Annotated in this window: 15 protein-coding genes and 1 other RNA gene; 11 read left to right on the top strand and 5 right to left on the bottom strand. The window is 34.7% G+C overall.

Translation table 11 applies throughout. The features are described 5' to 3' along the window. Positions 1-72 precede the first annotated feature (72 nt). The 6 genes from prfB to ACP7AV_RS07715 all read left to right on the top strand — a co-directional run bounded on the left by prfB (position 73) and on the right by ACP7AV_RS07715 (position 8118). A protein-coding gene (gene prfB, locus ACP7AV_RS07740) for a peptide chain release factor 2 (protein ID WP_426091451.1) occupies positions 73-1171 on the top strand; the annotation gives its coding sequence in 2 pieces (ribosomal slippage) (positions 73-135 and positions 137-1171; 1098 coding nt in all). Positions 1172-1834: 663 nt separating this feature from the next. Next, a complete protein-coding gene (locus ACP7AV_RS07735) occupies positions 1835-3217 on the top strand; it encodes an NAD-dependent succinate-semialdehyde dehydrogenase (protein ID WP_426091450.1) in 1383 nt (460 codons plus the stop codon). 113 nt (positions 3218-3330) lie between these two features. Further along, positions 3331-4329: an NADP-dependent oxidoreductase gene (locus ACP7AV_RS07730; protein ID WP_426091449.1), complete on the top strand. Its 999-nt coding sequence runs from the start codon at positions 3331-3333 to the stop codon at positions 4327-4329. Positions 4330-4543: 214 nt separating this feature from the next. Next, positions 4544-5542, top strand: a complete 999-nt coding sequence (lpxD, locus tag ACP7AV_RS07725; protein ID WP_426091448.1) for a UDP-3-O-(3-hydroxymyristoyl)glucosamine N-acyltransferase — start codon at positions 4544-4546, stop codon at positions 5540-5542. A gap of 165 nt (positions 5543-5707) precedes the next feature. After that, positions 5708-7336 (top strand): acyl-CoA carboxylase subunit beta, encoded by a 1629-nt coding sequence (locus ACP7AV_RS07720; RefSeq protein ID WP_426063972.1) that lies wholly within the window; start codon positions 5708-5710, stop codon positions 7334-7336. 149 nt (positions 7337-7485) lie between these two features. Continuing rightward, positions 7486-8118, top strand: coding sequence for a hypothetical protein (locus ACP7AV_RS07715; protein ID WP_426091447.1), 633 nt, complete (start codon positions 7486-7488; stop codon positions 8116-8118). A 496-nt stretch (positions 8119-8614) separates the two neighbouring features. Here ACP7AV_RS07715 and ACP7AV_RS07710 read toward each other — a convergent pair whose 3' ends face one another. Together ACP7AV_RS07710 and ACP7AV_RS07705 are read right to left on the bottom strand one after the other, a co-directional pair. After that, positions 8615-9664 carry an AMP-binding protein gene (locus tag ACP7AV_RS07710; RefSeq protein ID WP_426091446.1) on the bottom strand — a complete coding sequence of 350 codons (1050 nt, stop codon included), beginning with the start codon at positions 9662-9664 and terminating at the stop codon, positions 8615-8617. 38 nt (positions 9665-9702) lie between these two features. After that, complete coding sequence (locus ACP7AV_RS07705) at positions 9703-10614, bottom strand: CPBP family intramembrane glutamic endopeptidase (protein WP_426091445.1); 912 nt, start codon at positions 10612-10614, stop codon at positions 9703-9705. Positions 10615-10711: 97 nt separating this feature from the next. On the opposite strand from ACP7AV_RS07705, the gene arsC reads away from it, so the two are divergent. Both arsC and ACP7AV_RS07695 read left to right on the top strand, forming a co-directional pair. Beyond that, complete coding sequence (arsC, locus tag ACP7AV_RS07700) at positions 10712-11056, top strand: arsenate reductase (glutaredoxin) (protein WP_426091444.1); 345 nt, start codon at positions 10712-10714, stop codon at positions 11054-11056. 96 nt (positions 11057-11152) lie between these two features. After that, entirely contained in the window at positions 11153-13606 is a 2454-nt protein-coding gene (locus ACP7AV_RS07695; RefSeq protein ID WP_426091443.1) for a TonB-dependent receptor domain-containing protein, read from the top strand. Positions 13607-13730: 124 nt separating this feature from the next. On the opposite strand, the gene ACP7AV_RS07690 is transcribed toward ACP7AV_RS07695, so the two are convergent. After that, on the bottom strand, positions 13731-13985 hold the full coding sequence (locus ACP7AV_RS07690; RefSeq protein WP_426091505.1) for a hypothetical protein: 255 nt from the start codon (positions 13983-13985) through the stop codon (positions 13731-13733). Between the two features lie 165 nt (positions 13986-14150). Here ACP7AV_RS07690 and fumC point away from each other — a divergent pair, with 165 nt between their 5' ends. Then, entirely contained in the window at positions 14151-15548 is a 1398-nt protein-coding gene (gene fumC, locus ACP7AV_RS07685; protein WP_426091442.1) for a class II fumarate hydratase, read from the top strand. Positions 15549-15710: 162 nt separating this feature from the next. Here fumC and ACP7AV_RS07680 read toward each other — a convergent pair whose 3' ends face one another. Continuing rightward, positions 15711-16718, bottom strand: coding sequence for an LLM class flavin-dependent oxidoreductase (locus ACP7AV_RS07680; RefSeq protein ID WP_426091441.1), 1008 nt, complete (start codon positions 16716-16718; stop codon positions 15711-15713). A 171-nt stretch (positions 16719-16889) separates the two neighbouring features. Next, positions 16890-18092, bottom strand: coding sequence for an NAD(P)-dependent oxidoreductase (locus ACP7AV_RS07675; protein ID WP_426091440.1), 1203 nt, complete (start codon positions 18090-18092; stop codon positions 16890-16892). Between the two features lie 250 nt (positions 18093-18342). Between ACP7AV_RS07675 and ACP7AV_RS07670 the strand changes: the two genes are divergently transcribed. Both ACP7AV_RS07670 and ssrA read left to right on the top strand, forming a co-directional pair. Then, positions 18343-19542: a serine hydrolase domain-containing protein gene (locus ACP7AV_RS07670; protein WP_426091439.1), complete on the top strand. Its 1200-nt coding sequence runs from the start codon at positions 18343-18345 to the stop codon at positions 19540-19542. 108 nt (positions 19543-19650) lie between these two features. Then, positions 19651-20047: a transfer-messenger RNA gene (ssrA, locus tag ACP7AV_RS07665) on the top strand. The last annotated feature ends 12 nt before the right edge of the window (positions 20048-20059 follow it).

Raw genomic sequence — 20059 nt, 5'->3', positions numbered from 1 at the left:
TAAACTAATTGTAGTACAGAACGGAATTTTTGATAAATATTGAAAACAGATCTATCAAATTAATATAATTTTATGACAACTACCGAACAAATTAAAGGTATTGTAGAGCGCCTTGGTGCGTTGAGGAGGTATCTTTGACGTTGATGCCAAGTTAATTGAGATTTCAAATGAAGAAGAAAAAACTTTTGCGCCTGATTTTTGGAACAATACAAAAGAAGCGGAACAAATTGTAAAAAACCTTCGAAACAAGAAAAAGTGGATTGAAGATTACAATAAAGCGGTCGAAATGACCGCTGAATTGCAACTCGCTTACGATTTTTACAAAGAAGGTGAACTTACCGGAGAAGAATTAGACGAACATTATATCGCTACTCAAGCTCATATTGAAGCCATCGAATTCAAGAATATGCTTTCTGATGAAGGTGATACTTTGAGTGCTGTAGTACAAATAACCGCCGGCGCAGGAGGAACAGAAAGTTGTGATTGGGCAGAGATGCTGATGAGAATGTACATGATGTGGGGCGAAAAATATGGCTTTAAAATAAAAGAACTGAATTTCCAGAAAGGAGAAGCAGCAGGTATAAAAACCGTAACACTCGAATTTGAAGGCGATTATTCTTTCGGATATCTAAAAGGAGAAAACGGCGTTCATCGATTGGTGCGTATTTCTCCATTTGATAGTAATGCTAAACGTCATACTTCATTTGCATCCGTTTATGTGTATCCGTTAGTAGATGATAGCATCGAAATTGAGATTAATCCTGCTGATATCGAGATAACCACTTCGAGATCCAGTGGTGCAGGTGGACAAAATGTTAATAAGGTGGAAACTAAAGTACAATTGTTTCACAAACCAACCGGAATTCAAATTCAATGTTCCGAAACGCGTTCGCAACAAGATAACAGACAACGCGCCATGCAAATGTTACGCTCTCAATTATATGAAATTGAGTTAAAAAAGAAACAGGCACAACGCGCTGATATTGAAGCCGGAAAAATGAAAATAGAATGGGGATCCCAAATCAGGAATTACGTGATGCAACCCTACAAGTTAGTCAAAGATGTTCGTACCGGTTACGAAACCAGTAACGTTGACGGCGTTATGAATGGAGAAATTGATGAATTCCTGAAAGCCTATTTGATGATGATGGGACAAAAAGCAGAGGAATAATTTGCATTGAGTATTTCCCTTTAAACATAAATAAAAACAAATCCTACTAGCTTCAAAACCGGTAGGATTTGTTTTTTTATAGCGTCCGAATTGTCTTTAAAGATTTAAATAAAAAGCAAAAGTTTGCAATATTCATCACTAAGTATAATTACTTAGACGAGCAAAAATACTGTTTAAAAAAGTGTCCTGATTATACTAACTTTAACCCGTTGCGTGTAATAAATAAAAATTTCAATTAATCTTACATAAAAAATTGAACCACATAGAAACACAGAAAAAAAAGTGGGTTAGCCTAATTCTTGGATTCACGTAGCTATGGTTTTCTCTAAAAAATTCAACGCCACACATAATTTTAAAATCTGTGTTTCTGCGTGATTAAAAAATTAAACAAATTGAATTACACCCAACGGGTTAACTTTAAACATAAAAAAAAGTTAATGTGGAAATTGTGTAAGTCCCATTCTTTGTCATCTTTTTATCTTTGTTATTCAATAATTAGTTAACAAAAATTAAAACAAATTTACTTTTCAAAAAATAAAAATATACTTTTTCAAAATTCAATTAATTAATTACTGAACATTACATACGCTAAAATAATGTGTTTTGCATACTAAATTTATTTTGGCTGATTCCAAATTAGTAATCTTTTTTAAACATAAAATTATGTCAATACAAACAATTAATCCCGCAACCAATAAAGTAGTGAAATCATTTGAAGAAATGACAGATAAACAAGTAGAACAATCTCTTGAACAGTCCGATATTACTTTTCATGAATGGAAAAAAACATCTTATCCCGAGAGAGCAGCTGTTTTAAACAAAGTCGCATCACTAATGCGAGAGAAAAAAACAGCCCTAGCCACATTAATTACCCTTGAAATGGGAAAAATATTTTCCCAGGCTGTAGGTGAAGTAGAATTAAGTGCCAATATTTTAGAATATTACGCTAAAAATGGCGAAACATTTTTAGCCGATAAAAAGTTAGAACCTGAATTTGGTGAAGCCTTTATTAGATCAAGTCCAATTGGAGTTTTACTAGGAGTGCAACCTTGGAATTTTCCTTTTTATCAAGTGGCGCGTTTCATTGCGCCAAATATTATGGTTGGAAACACCATCTTACTAAAACATGCTTCCATGGTTCCTCAATGTGCCGTTGCAATTGAGGATTTATTTAAAGAGGCTAAAGCGCCAGTTGGATTATATACCAATTTGTTATTATCAGGAAAAAAAGTCTCAACCCTAGTTTCTGACAAACGAATTAAAGGAGTTTCGCTTACCGGCAGTGAAGCCGCTGGTGCGAGTTTAGCTGCAGAAGCGGGAAAAAACCTTAAAAAATCAGTGTTAGAATTAGGAGGTAATGATGCCTTTATTGTTTTAGAAGATGCCGATATAGATAAAACAGTTGAATGGGCCGTCGTAGGTAGAATGAACAACAATGGACAAAGCTGTATTGCCTCTAAAAGAATTATTGCTGTTGAGGCTATTGCCGATGAATTTATCGAAAAATATACCGCTAAATTAGCACAATTAAAAGTGGGTGATCCAATGGATCCAGCCACAGAATTAGGCCCTTTAAGTAGTGAAGAAGCTTTATTACACTTGTTAGATCAAGTAGAAAGATCCGTTGCAGCCGGAGCCACTGTTTTGTTAGGAGGCAAACGGGTAAATGGACCGGGAGCATATATGGAGCCTACTATTTTATCTGATTTAAACCCAGAAATTCCTGCTTATCACGAGGAATTATTTGGTCCAGTTTCCTCTTTTTACAGAGTAAAAGACGAAGCGGAAGCAATTATATTGGCAAATGATTCTGATTTTGGTTTGGGAGGTTCCATATTCACACAAGATATTGAACGTGGAAAACGAGTTGCAGATCAAATTGATTCTGGAATGATATTTATCAATCACCCAACTTGGACACAAACCGATCTGCCTTTTGGTGGAACCAAAGGTTCAGGTTATGGTAGAGAACTTTCAGAAATTGGAATTCATGAATTTGTAAATAAAAAATTAATTCGTGTAATTGGATTATCTGATCCGTTCTAGTAATTATTGATTATCCAAAGCCTAATTATTATATTACTAATTTTAAATTAGTAGAATAGATAGGCTTTGGCTTTTATAAATATATAAAATGCTTACTGTTAAAAATGACAATTATGACAACTAAACAAATCGTGCTTGCAGCGAGACCTAATGGAAGTCCAATATTGAATGATTTTAGATTTGAAAATATAGAATTAGATGCACTGGAACAGGGCGAATTACTGTTGCAAGGAATGTATTACTCCGTAGATCCTTACATGCGTGGACGAATGAATGAAGGAAAGTCTTATGTACCTCAATTTGAATTAAACAAAGCCATAGAGGGAGGAGTTCTAGCAACTGTATTGGAATCAAAATCTGATCTTTTTAAAACGGGAGATGTTGTACTGGGAGGTTTGCCTTGGAGCGAAAAAATGATTGCTTCGGATAAAAATCTGCAAAAAATTGAATCAACAGTCGAATCCTTGACGTATTATTTAGGAATATTGGGAATGACCGGATTAACCGCTTATTTTGGTCTCCTACACATTGGTAAACCAAAAGCAGGTGAAACTGTTGTAGTTTCAGGAGCAGCAGGGGCCGTTGGAATTGTAGTTGGCCAAATTGCAAAAATCCATGGAGCCCGTGTAATCGGAATTGCTGGTTCTGATGAAAAAGCAACAATGTTAAAAGAAAAATTTGGTTATGACGATGTCATCAACTATAAAATAACCACCGATATAAACTCCGCAATAGCTAATTTATGCCCAAATGGAGTTGACGTCTATTTTGACAATGTGGGCGGAAGCATTTCTGATGCGGTAATCCAAAACCTGAATTTTCACGCTAGAATTGTGCTGTGTGGGCAAATTTCTTTATACAATAGTGCTGAAATTCCTATGGGGCCCCGGATTCAACCGTTGTTATTAACCCGAAGTGTATTAATGCAGGGTTTTATCATTAGTAATTTTCAAAAAGACTTTCCAGAAGGAATTGCTCATTTATCAAAATGGGTAAATGAAGGAAAATTAAAATTCACAGAAACAATAGTAGATGGTTTTGATCAATTACCTGCTGCCTTACTTGGTTTATTTAAAGGAGAAAACAAAGGAAAAATGATTGTCAAATCATAAAATTCGAATCAAATAAATAAAAATTAGCCGATACTTTTAATTAAGTATCGGTTTTTTGCTGTAAAATTAATTACAACCATTTGATAAAATGAATTTTAACTGCAACGTTAGTCGTACATATTCTGAGTGTTAAAGAAATTGATAGGATTAGGAATTTCAACCCTAAATTCTTTTATTTGAAAAATATTTAATAACAAAATCCTATATCTACGTAATGAAATCCTACACCATTCAAGAAATAAATGAGATACTACAGGGAGAAATAGTCGGGAATACTTTTCAACGTATCATTGCACCTGAACAACTTGAGGCCGCTAATGAATCTGAAATTTCATTTATTGGAAATAAAAAATACGAAAAATTTTGGTCAGCATCAAAAGCCTGTGTCGCAGTTGTCAACGAGGATATTGCCATACAACCCGGAAAAGAAAGGGCTTTTATAAAAGTAAAAAATGCTGATTTAGCAATGTCTCAAATATTAGATCTTTTTGCACCTCCAACTCCACTATTTAGAGTCGATATTCATCCAAGCGCAACAATAGACGAAACTGCAACTATTTGTAATGGTGCCCGAATTGGTGCAGGATGCTACATAGGTCCTAAAGTCATTATTGGTGATTATTCTACTATTTATCCTAATGTAACCATTTTAGATGAATCAACGATAGGAAAAAACACTGTGATTTGGTCAGGATCAGTTATTAGAGAACGTTGTCAAATAGGAAACGACTGCATTATACATCCCAATGCAACTATTGGCGCAGATGGTTTTGGTTTTCGTCCGGATCCACAGAGAGGTTTGGTAAAAATTCCGCAAATTGGAAACGTAATTATAGGCAATAATGTCGAAATCGGTGCCAATACCTGTATTGATAGAGGAAAATTCAGTTCTACTGTTTTGGGTGACGGTTGCAAAATTGATAATTTGGTCCAAATAGGTCATAACAGCAAATTAGGTAAATTTTGTATAATGGCCGGAAATAGTGGACTTGCCGGTTCAGTAACATTAGGAAACGGCGTTATTATTGGCGGAAGCGCTTCCATAAAAGACCATACCACTATAGGTGATGGTGCTATTGTAGGTGCCGGTTCCGGTGTAACAGGAGATATCCCTGCCGGAAAAACCATGTTGGGTTATCCGGCTGTAGAGGCTCGAGATGCATTGAAACAATGGGCAATTTTGAAAAGACTTGTAAAAGAATCCAAAAAATAAACTTTCTCTTTTTTATTAAATTCGTAAAAAACAGGAGTTTATTTCTGTTTTTTGGTTTTATTAGTAAAAATATATTCAATTATCATTATATACGATTTAAATTAATAAAATTTATTTCGTTGGATTTTGTATTTTTGACGCAAACTTTTTTAATATTATTTCATCATGGATTTGAACTTCAACAAAAACGAAGACCACAATAAACTTTTACTTTCCGCATTGCGTCAAAAATTAAGCGTAGTTAAATTAGGCGGCGGCGAAAAACGCATTCAAAAATTACATGGCGAAGGCAAAATGACCGCACGCGAACGAATCGATTATTTATTGGATCCAAAAGCGAAAAGTATTGAAATTGGGGCATTTGTTGGTGAAGGAATGTATGCCGAACACGGTGGCTGCCCATCAGGTGGCGTTGTTGTAAAAATAGGATACATCCGAGGAAAACAATGTATTGTAGTGGCTAATGATGCCACTGTAAAAGCAGGAGCTTGGTTTCCGATAACGGCTAAGAAAAATTTACGCGCACAGGAAATCGCAATGGAGAATCGTCTTCCAATAATCTACTTGGTAGATAGTGCCGGAGTTTATTTGCCTTTACAAGATGAGATTTTCCCGGACAAAGAACATTTTGGACGCATTTTCAGAAACAATGCTCAAATGAGCAGCATGGGAATTACCCAAATTGCTGCCGTTATGGGAAGTTGTGTTGCAGGTGGTGCCTACCTGCCAATTATGAGCGATGAAGCAATGATAGTGGATAAAACGGGAAGTATATTTTTGGCAGGAAGCTATTTGGTTAAAGCGGCCATTGGCGAAAGCATTGATAACGAAACTTTGGGCGGAGCAACAACACATTGTGAAATTTCAGGTGTTATAGATTACAAAGCTAAAGATGACAAAGACGCATTAGACAAAATAAAAAACATAGTTGACAAAATAGGTGATTTTGATAAAGCCGGATACAGCCGAATTAAAGCGGAAAAACCAGCGCTTGATGAAAAGGAAATCTATGGTATTTTGCCAAAAGCCAGAAATGAACAATACGATATGATGGAAATCATCAATCGTTTAGTGGATAATTCCGAGTTTGAAGCGTATAAAGAAGGTTACGGTCAAACCATTATTACCGGTTATGCCAGAATTGACGGTTGGGCAGTAGGAATTGTTGCCAATCAACGAAAAGTAGTGAAAACTAAAAATGGCGAAATGCAATTTGGAGGCGTAATTTACTCCGATAGTGCTGATAAAGCCACGCGTTTCATAGCCAATTGCAACCAGAAAAAAATCCCATTAGTATTCGTTCAGGATGTTACCGGATTTATGGTTGGATCTAAATCCGAACATGGAGGAATTATAAAAGACGGTGCCAAAATGGTAAACGCTGTATCTAATTCAGTTGTTCCAAAATTTACTGTTATCGTAGGGAATTCATACGGAGCCGGAAATTATGCGATGTGTGGAAAAGCGTATGATCCCAGATTAATTTTTGCATGGCCAAGTGCAGAATTAGCTGTTATGGGCGGAACACAGGCTGCTAAAGTATTGGCACAGATTGAAGCTTCTTCCCTTAAAGCAAAAGGAGAAGTAGTGGATGAAGATAAAGAAAAAGAATTGTTCGATAAAATAAAAGCTAGATATGATGAACAAGTTTCACCTTATTATGCTGCATCCCGATTGTGGACAGATGCCATTATCGATCCTTTAGATACCAGAACTTGGATTTCAATGGGAATCGAAGCGGCAAATCACTCCCCGATTGAGAAAAAATTCAACCTAGGTGTTATTCAGGTTTAACACTGATTATCAATTGCTTCAATAATTATTTTGTATATTTAGGACTGTTTTGTTGCTGCTTCTTTGGAGCAGTAAAACAGCCTCATTGACTATATAACACTAACAAATCTTAACCTAATTCATTTTAATAGTTTAAAATTGAATAAGAAATGAAAAAGATTTTTGTTTTACTATTTAGTATATTGATATTGTTAGGTCAGTCTACATTGGCACAAAATAAATTAGATAGTAATAGCATAAAAAAAGAAAAAAAACCTATTTATTTTGAATCGGGAATCAATACTTCGTTACCGGTTCATATCGAAATGTATCGGACACACAGACTGGCAATTGGTTTAAATGGAAGAGTTGGGAAAATAATTTCAAGGAAATTAGAATTAGGATTCCGATTTGATTATGACTACCGATTCATCCGCAAAAACACTCGAATTCTTACTTCTGAAAGTACAACGCAAGAAAGAGCTAGCCACAATAATTTCAGCCTTTTTAGTCTTAGACCGAACATTCAATTCAATATGAATTCGCATTGGTTTTGGGGCGCTGAAACAGGCGTTGGTTACGTTTTATCGGATGAGGACGGTAAAATAGGAATGGGTTTTGTTTCGGAATATGCCAGCGATCAACAATTTGGTGTATGTTCTGGATTGTATGTGGGTCGCTATTTTAACTTAAGCCCTAATAAAAATAAGTTAGGAGTTTCAATGAATTTAACACAATTTTTAGCTCTTGGCCATGCCGAAAATAGTCTTGGCTTTAAAGTAAATTATCGATTTTTAAACTAATTTTCAATAAACAAAAGAGGATCGAATTTAAAAAAAGGCTTTTATAAACAAAGTGATTTTTAAATTTGATATTTATAACAATTACTGATTTATTGCCTTGTTGTACAATGGTTTAAAAATAATGTAAGGTCGCAATGTTATCATTGCGACAGAAGAGGAATTACGTTATCAATTCACGACATGAGATTTCTCGTCCCTCTAAATGAAAAAATCACTACATACTAACAATACAATTTGTAATTCCTAAAACTTAAGTATAATAACACCTAACGGGTTAATTTATTTCATTTGGTCGCTGTTGTAGTTTCTTATTTTAGAACAAATAGAAACAAATATTTTTTTTTATTTCTTCACGATGTTTCACTTTATTGGAGAAAACCCTAGCTATGTTAACCCAAGAATTGGCCATCCAACTCTTTTTTTTAAACTCCCATTTAGCTAATTTTATTATTTACGATTAATCACAATTTTTATTAATTGCACCAGATGGATTGGCTTACATACTTTCCAGTACTTCTTTTCTTTTCACCTTGCCATTTTCGGTTTCAGTAAATTTTGCTACATAAAATACTTCTTTTGGTTTTTCATATTTATCCAAATCATCAAAAATAGTATCTTCTAATGTTTGATTTTCACCTTCAATTACCAAAACTAATTTTTCGCCCAAATCAGCATCTTGAATCCCAGTTACAAAAAATCTCGAATTAATTTTATGGGATAACTTTTGTTCTATTTTCTCCGGAATTAATTTAACTCCGCCGCTATTGATTACATTATCTATTCTCCCTAAAAAAACAAACTGGTTTTCGCCAACTATTTCGACCAAATCATTCGTTACAATAGATTTTTCTGAAATTTTTGGAGCATCAATTACTAAGCAGTTTCGATCATCAATGGCAATTTTTATATTGGGTAAAACTGAGAAAGCCTGTTCTCCTATTTTCTTGGCAGCAATATGAGTAATGGTTTCAGTCATACCATAAGTTTCATAAACTGTAGTTTTTAATTTGGACAGGCCTTTTTCGAGAGCAGTATTCATTTTCGCGCCTCCAATAATAATCTTTTTTACGTTATTTAACTGCGGTAAAGAGTTTTGCGCTTGCAAAGGAACCATGGCTGCAAAATCATATTTGGTATCATTTAGCATCAAAGGATGTGAACTTGGTGCCACAAAATCTACATCAAGACCAAGTATAAAACTCCTTACAAACATCATTTTCCCTGCTATGAATTTAGTCGGCAAACAATGCAGTGCTTTATCACCGGGATGTAAATCAAAAAAATCACCCGTCGCAATCGCTGAATCAACCATCGCCTGTTTTTCTATTCGGATTAATTTAGGCGCTCCTGTCGTTCCTGAGGTGTTGAATTCCACATAGGATTTATTGTCAAACCAATCGAGTATAAAATCGCCCACAGACTTTTCATGCTCATTTCCTTCTTTAATAAAACTGTACGCTACTCGGCATAAATCATTACGATCTAAATGAAAACCGTTCAATTTAAAAAGATTATGAACGTTCTGATATGTTATTGTAGTGATCATGAGTAGTCTTTTTTTTATTTATTTAAAGCTTAAATCAACTAAATTTTACCAGTCAATTTTTCTTTCCAGTCGCTCCAATTGTATTTTTTACTAAAGATAAATAAAAGTATCGGGAAAATTATGACAACAGGAAAAATAACATCTAATCCTGCTGAAGGATCTGAAATATCTTTGAAAATAGAATGCGTTTGAAAAGCAGACCAATCCGAAGTGACCAATAAAGCACCAACCAAATTATTAGCAGCATGAAATCCCAGCGCTAACTCCATTCCTTCATCCATAAGGGTAATAATTCCCAAAAATAATCCGGTGCCAATATAATAAACCAAAATTACAGGGCCAATTTTTACAACTTCCGGATTAAACCAGTGCATTCCACCAAAAATCAGCGAAGTCATTAGTAATGGAAACCATTTGTTTTTTGAAAGATTTGCAAATCCCTGCATCAAATAGCCTCTAAAAATAAATTCTTCGGAACTGGTTTGTATCGGAATAAGAACTATTCCGATTAGTGCTAAGATAGCAAATGGAACAGGTTTAAAATTGAATACAAAGTCATTTGGACTAAAATAATAGAAAAATAAAGTGGATACAATTGTAAATGCAGCCCAAATCAAAAATGAAAATACAATTCGGTTCCAGTCAACTTTTGCTCTTGAAGTAGTTACGGAAAGTACCGTTTGATGGTGCAGACGTCGGATCACCAAAATGATGCCGAGCATAATAAACACAAACGAAATCAGCATCAAAAACAAGGCCAGATTCGGTTCAAAAAAACGCATAATTGCTTCATTACTTTTAGGATACAGTTTTCCGTTTGATACTGTTTCATAAAGCAAAATGGCAAGAAATGGAATCTGCCCAATCAAAGAAGCAAAAAAGATTAGTATTGAACCGCCAATATATTTCCAAAACGTATTCTCTGATTTTAAACCTTGTTCTATAAACATATATTTTTTAATTTACTTTTTCAACTGATTAGATTTACAAATATATATTTTTGTTACAACTTATATAACGCATTTACAACCATTGAAAACAAATTACATGATACAAATATACCATAATTCACGCTGCGGAAAATCCAGAAATTGTCTCGCACTTTTAGAACAATCAGAAAAAGAGTTTGAAGTCATCAATTATTTGACAAACCCGCCTTATTATGAAGAACTGTCTGCTATTATTAAAAAATTGAATATGAAACCGATTGAATTGGTGCGCCAAAAAGAAAAAATCTGGATAGACAATTTTAAAGACCAAAAAATGAATAATGAACAAATTATTCAGGCCATGATTGCTAATCCAATTCTAATTGAAAGACCGATTGTTATAATAGAAAACAAGGCAATCATTGGCCGAGATTTAGAAAAAATAAAATCTTTCATTTCATAAAATAACTGTTTTTAATTAACATTATTTTATGATTTTAAGTATTAAACCAAACGCTACTTTTGCAATCTAACTTTGGTAACTAAAGTTTTTTTAAAAATGAAAAAAATAAAATCCGCATTACTTCTTGTTCTCTTTTTCATGACTCTATTGAGTTATGCCCAACAGGCAGCTGTTGTTCCAAAAATTAAAATTTCAGGAAAAGTAGTAGAAAAAATAAGTAAACAACCCCTGGAATATGCTACAATTACTTTTTTAGAACCTAATAATCAAAAACCTGTTGCTGGTGGAATTACAAATCCAAATGGAGAATTTGATATTGAGGTAAAACCGGGAGTTTATGATATAAAAATTGAATTCATATCTTTTAAATTATTTGAAATAAAACAGAAAACCCTGCAGTCTAACAGTAGTTTAGGTTTGATTAGTTTAGAAGAAAATCCCAATCAATTGAATGAAGTTATCATTCGTTCTGAAAAAACAACGGTTGAAATCAAATTAGATAAAAAAGTGTACAACGTAGGAAATGACCTTATGGTAAAAGGCGGAACTGTAAGTGATGTTCTTGACAACATTCCTTCTGTTTCTGTAGATGTAGAAGGAAATATTAGCCTTCGTGGGAATGAAAATGTGCGCGTTCTTATTGACGGTAAACCTTCGAATGCAATTAATATTGCGGAAGCACTTCGATTGATTCCCGCTGATGCGATTGAAAAAGTAGAAGTGATTACCAACCCATCAGCACGATATGATGCTGAAGGTGGTGGGGGTTTATTGAACATCATCCTGAAAAAAGGAAAAAATCAAGGTTTAAACGGAACGTTTATTGCCACTACCGGATATCCTAAAAATTATGGTTTGAGTGGTACATTAAACTACAAATCAAAATACTTTAATCTTTTTACTACGCAAGGATACAATGATCGCAGCAATCCTGGAAATGCATTTACCAATTCAAGATATTTAAATGCGGACAATTCAACTCGAAATTATGTAAATGAAACCAGAGAGAACGAAAGAGACAATAAAGGATACAATGGAAACTTTGGGATGGAATTGTATTTAAGCGAAAGCCTTTCTTGGACCAACACCTTCAACTACAGAAAAAGTGATGGAAATAATGTCGACAACGTTTTTCAGAATAATTATGACGCAGGATTTAATTATGACTACACTCGCAACCGTATCAATTTAGAAAATAGTGACAGTGAGAATTTAGAATTTACTACAAACTTTACTAAAAAATTTAAAAAAGATGGTCATAAATTAACATTTGATGGTTCGTTCTCTACAAATGATGACATCAATAATGCATTAATTACGGATACGGCCACAAATACAAGTGTGGTAAAATTTGATACGACAATCAACAATCAAAGCCAAAGCAGAAATTTACTTCAAATGGATTACGTGCTACCGCTAGGTAAAGGAAGCCAGTTTGAAGCAGGATACCGTGGTGATTTCTCTGAATTACTCACGGATTACAGCGTTAAAAATGATGGAATAACCAATAACAACTTCACCAATACATTAGAATACAAAGAGAAAGTTAATGCAATTTACACACAGTATGGTGTGAAAATTAATAAATTTTCTGCCCTTTTCGGATTGCGTTTTGAAGATTCCAATATTGAAATCAATCAATTAGCAACTAATGATTTTAATACTAAAAAATACAATAACTTTTTTCCAAGTGCTTTCTTCACTTATGAAATCTCCGATAAAAGCAGCGCTTCTGTAAGCTATAGCCGAAGAATTCAAAGACCAAGAGGAAGAATGTTGAATCCATTCAGCAATTTGTCAAGTAACATCAATATTTTTGTTGGAAATCCAGATTTAGATCCAGCTTTTTCAGACGCTATTGATTTCGGTTACATCAAAAGATGGGAGAAATTAACCTTTAATACTTCGCTTTATTTAAATAAAACTACAGATGTTTTTCAATTCGCAAGAAGAGAATCAGGTGATTTCGTAAATGGAACTCCCATACTTATTAGTTCTCCGATCAATTTGGCGACGGAATACAGAACTGGATTTGAATTCACATTAAATTATTCTCCATATAAATGGTGGAAATTAAACAGTAATTTCAATTTCTTCAGAAACGAAACGCAAGGTGATTTTACTTACACTGACTTTAAAAATAATGAAATTGTACAAAATTTTGATAACGTAGCAACTTCATGGTCTACAAGACTGACTTCAAAAATCACGTTGCCATACAAAATTGATTGGCAGACTAATGCAAGTTATAACGGTCCGCAAAATAATGCCCAAGGAAGAAGCTTAGGTATTTTTGCAGCAAATATAGCGTTCAGCAAAGACATCTTGAAGGATAAAGGAACACTTTCATTCAACGTGAGTGATGTATTCAACTCCCGAAAAAGAATGATGGAAAGTAATCTTCCAGGAATTGTAAATTCGTACAGCGAAATGCAGTGGCGAGAAAGACAATTTAATTTATCATTCACATACCGTTTCAATAAACCTAAAAACGAAAGAGAACAACCTAAGCGAAATCAAGGAGATAACGAAGGTGATTATCAAGGATAACAAAATTAAGGACTTATGAAAATGGGTCCTTTTTTTTATAAATCATTAGAGCTAATAAGATTGAAAAGTATAAGCATAAAAAAAAGGGCCCATAAATGAGTCCTTTTTTTATTTAACAAAAAGATTAAACTGATTGTTCTTGCTTCTTTTTTGCTCTTTTCTCCTTGTATGCTTCCCAACTAGCTCCACCTACCCAGTAGGATACGAAACCAACTAGAAAAAACATCAACCAAAATCCTATAGTAAGAATGGTTAAGAAAAGTAAAAAGCCTAAGTACTGTGAAAATTCAAACATGTTTTCCGGAATTTTGAATGTAGCCACAAATGTAAGTTTATTTCCTTTTCGCACCAATAAAAAACCATAAAAACTATCAATCAATTTTTATAAAAAAGGAATTATCCGTATTTTTGAACTCAGAATTTGGAGCTGTTTCCCGCTGTTCACTCCAATCTTTTCTTTTTTAAAGAAAAAAAGAAAAGGATTTCCATTTCCATCGGGGCTAAAAAGTAGTATACGACATAAATATTCCTAAATAACAACAAAATGAAATTCAGAATAGAAAAAGACACCATGGGTGAAGTGCAGGTTCCAGCTGACAAATATTGGGGCGCACAAACAGAACGTTCAAGAAACAACTTCAAAATAGGTCCATCGGCTTCGATGCCAAAAGAAATCATTGAAGGTTTTGCTTATCTTAAAAAAGCAGCCGCTTATGCCAATTGTGATTTAGGAGTTTTACCAGAAGAAAAGCGTGATGCCATTGCTGCTGTTTGTGATGAAATTCTTGCCGGAAAATTAGATGCTGAATTTCCATTGGTAATTTGGCAAACCGGCTCCGGTACGCAAAGTAACATGAACGTAAATGAAGTAGTTGCAAATCGTGCGCAAGTATTAAAAGGATTCAACATTGGCGAAGGCGAACAATTCATCAAAGCGAATGACGATGTAAATAAATCACAATCTTCAAATGATACGTTCCCGACAGGAATGCACATTGCAGCTTATAAAGCAGTTGTTGAAGTTACTATTCCCGGTGTTGAAAAACTAAGAGACACACTACATGCAAAAGCAGTTGAATTCAACAATGTGGTTAAAATAGGTCGTACGCATTTAATGGATGCTACACCGCTAACATTAGGACAGGAAATTTCCGGATATGTAGCGCAATTAAACTACGGTTTAAAAGCGGTTAAAAATACGTTGGCTCACTTATCAGAAGTGGCTTTAGGGGGAACTGCTGTTGGAACCGGATTAAACACTCCAGAAGGATATGATGTAAAAGTAGCGGAATATATCGCTGAATTTACAGGACACCCATTTGTAACTGCCGAAAACAAATTTGAAGCATTAGCAGCACACGATGCCATCGTAGAAACGCACGGTGCGTTAAAACAATTGGCGGTTTCATTGAATAAAATTGCCAATGATGTACGTATGCTAGCTTCTGGACCACGTTCAGGAATTGGAGAAATCCTTATTCCAGAAAATGAGCCGGGATCTTCCATCATGCCAGGAAAAGTAAACCCAACACAATGTGAAGCATTAACGATGGTTTGCGCACAAGTTATGGGGAATGATGTTGCAATCTCTGTTGGAGGAATGCAAGGACATTACGAATTGAATGTTTTCAAACCGCTAATGGCTGCAAACTTTTTACAATCAGCGAGATTACTGGGTGATGCATGTATGTCTTTTGACGAGCATTGCGCACAAGGAATTGCACCAAACTACAAGCGTATCAAAGAATTAGTTGACAATTCATTGATGTTAGTTACCGCTTTGAATACTAAAATTGGGTATTACAAATCAGCTGAAATTGCTCAAACTGCACATAAAAACGGAACAACATTAAAAGAAGAAGCTGTTCGTCTAGGGTACGTAACTCCAGAAGATTTTGAAGCTTGGGTAAAACCGGAAGATATGGTAGGAACCCTTAAATAATGAATTATTAATGATGAGTTATAAATCAAGAAACCCTGCAATTTAACGTTGCAGGGTTTCTTGGTTTAAATTTCTTTCAGTAGCAGATTTAATAATTTAGCTTTGTTCACAAAAACTTGTATTACTTATATGGGTACAAAAAAAATTAACGTTTCGTCTATTCTATAAGGAATTAATTGCATCCATTACTTCCTTCATGATGCGAATGCTTTTCAATTTATCATCATGATCAAAAATTGGACTGGTAATCATCAGTTCATCTATTTTAGTGTAATCGATAAACTGTTTCAATTCGGTAACTAATTTTTCTTTGCTTCCTACAAACGAACAAGAAGTCATTTGGTTGACATGAAAATGCTCTTCTTCGCTCATAATTCCGTCTAAGGAATCAACAGGCGGTTGCAATGGTCTTCTATCATTGCGAATCAAATTCAGAAACATTTGAGTTAAACTGGTCGACAATTTTTCGGCTTCTTCATCGGTATCTGCGGCTATTGCATTTACGCAAGCCATCGTTTTGGGTTGGTTTAAATATTTTGAAGGCACAAAATTATCACGGTAAAACTGAAATGCCTGATACATTTGTTTCGGTGCAAAATGTCCAGCAAAAGCGTATGGCAATCCATTGGCAGCAGCCAAAGCAGCACTATCCATACTGGAACCTAAAATCCAAATAGGAACTTTCGTCCCTTCGGCAGGAAAAGCACGCACTGCTGCAGTAGCATTATCTTCTGAGAAAAATTTCTGTAGCGCAGCCACATTTTGAGGAAATCGTTGTGATTGCTCGTAAAAATCTTTTCGAATCGCCTGTGCGGTTAATCCATCCGTTCCCGGCGCTCTTCCTAATCCTAAATCAATACGGTTTGGATGTAAAATTTCAAGAGTGCCAAATTGTTCCGCTATAATTAACGGAGCATGATTTGGTAACATGATACCACCTGAACCTACGCGAATATTTTGGGTCTGACTGGCAATATACCCAATCAGTACAACCGTTGCAGTGCTGGCTACATGCGCCATATTATGATGTTCCGCCAACCAAAATCGTTTGTATCCTAAACTGTCAGCCAGTTGTGCCAGTGTTTTTGTTTTTTGTAATGTTTCGCTTGCATTACTATTTTCGGTAATTATCGCTAATTCTAATAGGGAAATCGGAATATTTTTTTTCATTATAAATTTCTACTTTTGACAAAATTAATCATTTCCTGTCGAGCCAAAAATTCTGTGCTGTTAATTGATTTATAATGTTTCTAAAAAAAGGAGTTTTTTATTACTTTAAAGTCCATAAAAAAACCTGCAACAGTATATGGCAGGTTTAATTAGTATTATAAGATAATAGAATTATTTTCCATCAACATAATCTTGCAAATAGCTAAATCGTGGCGTCAGTTTTCCTTTTGTGGTAATTTTTGCTCGTTGTAAAATACCGTCTTTATCTCCGTTAAAAAACGCTGGAATAACGTGCTCCAAGAACATTTCTCCAAAGCCTTCACTCGCGTCTTTGGGTAATTCACAGGGTAAATTATCAACTGCCATGACCACCACTGCTGCAGGATGAAAGACATCAACTTCTTTGTTTTCACTTGGAAAATATCCGTATAAAGGCTCCGCAATTGTTGATGATCTGAGTGTGCAGGCTATTGGACCATTGACATCGCAGGAAACATCAGCAACTACTTTGATCTTGCAATCATTTGATTGCAGCATTTCCCGGGTAAGAATCACCGGCGCTTCATTGGCATGAAAGTGCCCCGTGATATAAATATCAGATACTTTTGTAAATCTTTCAAAATCAGAAACATATTCTTTAGGATTGTGATAAAAATCAGTAAAATCTAAAACCTGTCCGTCCTTGCGTTTGTTGTATTCCAAGACATCAATCTGAGTATAAACGGGCTGGGTGTAGTTTTTTGTTAAATAATTCTCAACCGAAACTTCTTTTATTTTTATGGCATCCAGAACTTCTTTCGCACCATTCCCCACTTTTCCAGTTCCTGTAATGACAAATTTTAAAGGAGGTAAAACCAATCGTTTCAAATGGGTAATCAACGCTTCTTTTCCTGAAAGTATTTCTGCTTTTGGCAATTTAAACAATTCGAATTTGATTCCGAAGGCGCGAATACTATTGTATGCACCAACTATTCCTGCATAACGCCCAAAACCAATTAACCTGCGATTGTTAGCATCTACAATTGTTTCGTAATCGTACAAATCAATATTTTTTTCTAAAATAGTCTGTAACAATTTTCTGTTGTACGGTTGTTTTTTAATAGTATGCGAAAAAAAGAAATAGGTTTTGTTTGGAATCAAATGTTCTACCGGTACTTCTTTTACCCCAAACAAAATATCGCAATCACTTACATCATCTGTCATTTCAATTCCGAGACTTTCATATTGATCATCGGTGAAAACCCTAATATCAGAACGCTCGACTTGTACCGTAATATTTTGATGATATTGTTTCAATCTTGTCAACTCTTCAGGCGAAAAAACAACTCTTCTGTCCGGCGGATTTTTTCTTTCTTTTAAAATTCCAAATTTCATAAGTATGATAGGGTTTTGATTTGTTTTATTATAACTTTAGATTGTCAATTTGTTACAAATATAACATTATAAACTAAATTGAATTTATTTTTTAATTAAAAACCGCAGGCAAAAAATTACTATTCTCTGACGTACAAAATAATACAAAAAGCATGCTTCCTACCTATTGATAAAATAGTGTTAAGGTTTGAAAAAAACAACGTCTGAAAAGACATTGATTCTATATATTTGCCTTTCTAGCACTACAGAAATGATTTTTATAAAAAAAACAAAGATACTACATATATTTCTCCTCTTTTTGGTTTTGAGTTCCTGTAACAAGGAGAAAAAGAAAGTTGAGATAAGTGACGCCCAACTACCAAAGAGTACATTGCCTAAAATGAAGCCGTTAACTAAGCCAGAGCCGAAACTAACTGCTGAATACATCAATTCAAAAAAACAAGAAATAGATTCTTTTTACAAAAAAAACTGGCCCAATAACAGCGCAAACGGAAGCTTTCTGGTCGCTAAAAACGGCCAAATTATCTACGAAAAATATGAAGGCTACGCGAATTTCAGAGATAAAAAATTAATTATTAAATCCACTCCTTTACACATTGCATCAGTTAGTAAGGTTATTACGGCGACAGCTATTTTAAAATTAGTAAATGCAAAACGAATCGAATTGGATCAAAAGGTAAACACAATCTTGAAAGAGTTTCCATACCCGGATGTGACCATACGGACATTATTGAATCACAGGAGCGGCATGCGTAATTACGCCTATTTTACAGATCGTGACAAAACGATTTGGGATAGACACAACATACTGTCCAATCAAGACATCCTGACGATCATGGCTACCAAAGAAATTGGTTTAGAATTCAAAACCGATACCCGTTTCAGTTACTGCAATACTAATTATGCCATGTTAGCATTAATCATTGAAAAAATCACAAAGCTTCAGTACAAAGATGCCATGAAACAAATTATTTTCGAGCCACTTGGCATGAAAAACACCTATGTTTTTGAATACGAAAAAGATAAAGATACGGCAGTAACTTCTTATAAAGGAAATAAAGTGGAGATAGGAAAAGATTACTTAGATGCCGTTTATGGAGACAAAAATATCTACTCTACACCGCGTGATTTATTGAAATTTGACAGAGCCAGAAACAATTCCACTTTTTTAACGGCCGACCTGCAAAGTCAAGTATACAAAGGTTACAGCAATGAACGTAAAGGAACAAAAAATTACGGACTTGGAATTCGAATGGTTAATTGGGAAACGGGACAAAATTTTTATTTTCACAATGGTTGGTGGCACGGGAATACGTCGTCGTACATTACTTTGAGAAAGGAAGGTGTTACCATTATTGCACTTTCTAATAAATTTACCCGAAAAACGTATGACGTTCGGAAACTGGCAGTTTTATTTGGCGACTATCCGTTCAAATTAAAAGACCAATAAAAAAGGAATGATTTTTAAAATAGTGTTTCCAGTTCTGCAATAGTAGTTCAGATAAAAAGTGTACATTTGCAAACTCAAAATTCAGATTTGGATTTTGAAATAAAAAAAGGGGTCGACTGGTTTTGACAGCAAGTCGAATTGATAAGTAAGCACGTCGAGCATTGAGACCTTGCTCGTAAATATAAGATCTTACAATTTTACACGGCGAAAATAACTACGCTTTAGCTGCATAATCCGAATTATAGTACGATTAAGCCACGTTCCTATCAGATAGGAAAGCTGGATTCTCCTTGAAAGCCTTGGTTTGTGGCGTTCAGTTCAGGGGAACCGTAAAAATAAACCTAGATTTCCATGAGCTTCGGGTGGATTTCAAAATTAAGAAGATAAGTAGCGTGTGGCTGTTTCTGGCCTAGCACACTATCGAAAAATCAATCAGAAAATAAACGCGTAGAAAGCTTTTTAGTTGCTTGTTTGGACCCGGGTTCGATTCCCGGCGACTCCACAAAAAACCCTGTAA

The sequence above is a fragment of the Flavobacterium sp. DSR3-2 genome, from assembly GCF_049896525.1.
GTDB lineage: Bacteria > Bacteroidota > Bacteroidia > Flavobacteriales > Flavobacteriaceae > Flavobacterium.
Note: the sequence above shows the minus strand (reverse complement) of the source record. Positions and strands in the feature narration are given on the sequence as shown.

What these genes read in the sequence shown, in the direction of transcription:
- ACP7AV_RS07735 (WP_426091450.1), top strand. Translation starts at nt 1,835, where the DNA reads ATGTCAATACAAACAATTAATCCCGCAACCAATAAAGTAGTGAAATCA.
- ACP7AV_RS07730 (WP_426091449.1), top strand. Translation starts at nt 3,331, where the DNA reads ATGACAACTAAACAAATCGTGCTTGCAGCGAGACCTAATGGAAGTCCA.
- lpxD (WP_426091448.1), top strand. Translation starts at nt 4,544, where the DNA reads ATGAAATCCTACACCATTCAAGAAATAAATGAGATACTACAGGGAGAA.
- ACP7AV_RS07720 (WP_426063972.1), top strand. Translation starts at nt 5,708, where the DNA reads ATGGATTTGAACTTCAACAAAAACGAAGACCACAATAAACTTTTACTT.
- ACP7AV_RS07715 (WP_426091447.1), top strand. Translation starts at nt 7,486, where the DNA reads ATGAAAAAGATTTTTGTTTTACTATTTAGTATATTGATATTGTTAGGT.
- ACP7AV_RS07710 (WP_426091446.1), bottom strand. Translation starts at nt 9,664, where the DNA reads ATGATCACTACAATAACATATCAGAACGTTCATAATCTTTTTAAATTG.
- ACP7AV_RS07705 (WP_426091445.1), bottom strand. Translation starts at nt 10,614, where the DNA reads ATGTTTATAGAACAAGGTTTAAAATCAGAGAATACGTTTTGGAAATAT.
- arsC (WP_426091444.1), top strand. Translation starts at nt 10,712, where the DNA reads ATGATACAAATATACCATAATTCACGCTGCGGAAAATCCAGAAATTGT.
- ACP7AV_RS07695 (WP_426091443.1), top strand. Translation starts at nt 11,153, where the DNA reads ATGAAAAAAATAAAATCCGCATTACTTCTTGTTCTCTTTTTCATGACT.
- fumC (WP_426091442.1), top strand. Translation starts at nt 14,151, where the DNA reads ATGAAATTCAGAATAGAAAAAGACACCATGGGTGAAGTGCAGGTTCCA.
- ACP7AV_RS07680 (WP_426091441.1), bottom strand. Translation starts at nt 16,718, where the DNA reads ATGAAAAAAAATATTCCGATTTCCCTATTAGAATTAGCGATAATTACC.
- ACP7AV_RS07675 (WP_426091440.1), bottom strand. Translation starts at nt 18,092, where the DNA reads ATGAAATTTGGAATTTTAAAAGAAAGAAAAAATCCGCCGGACAGAAGA.
- ACP7AV_RS07670 (WP_426091439.1), top strand. Translation starts at nt 18,343, where the DNA reads ATGATTTTTATAAAAAAAACAAAGATACTACATATATTTCTCCTCTTT.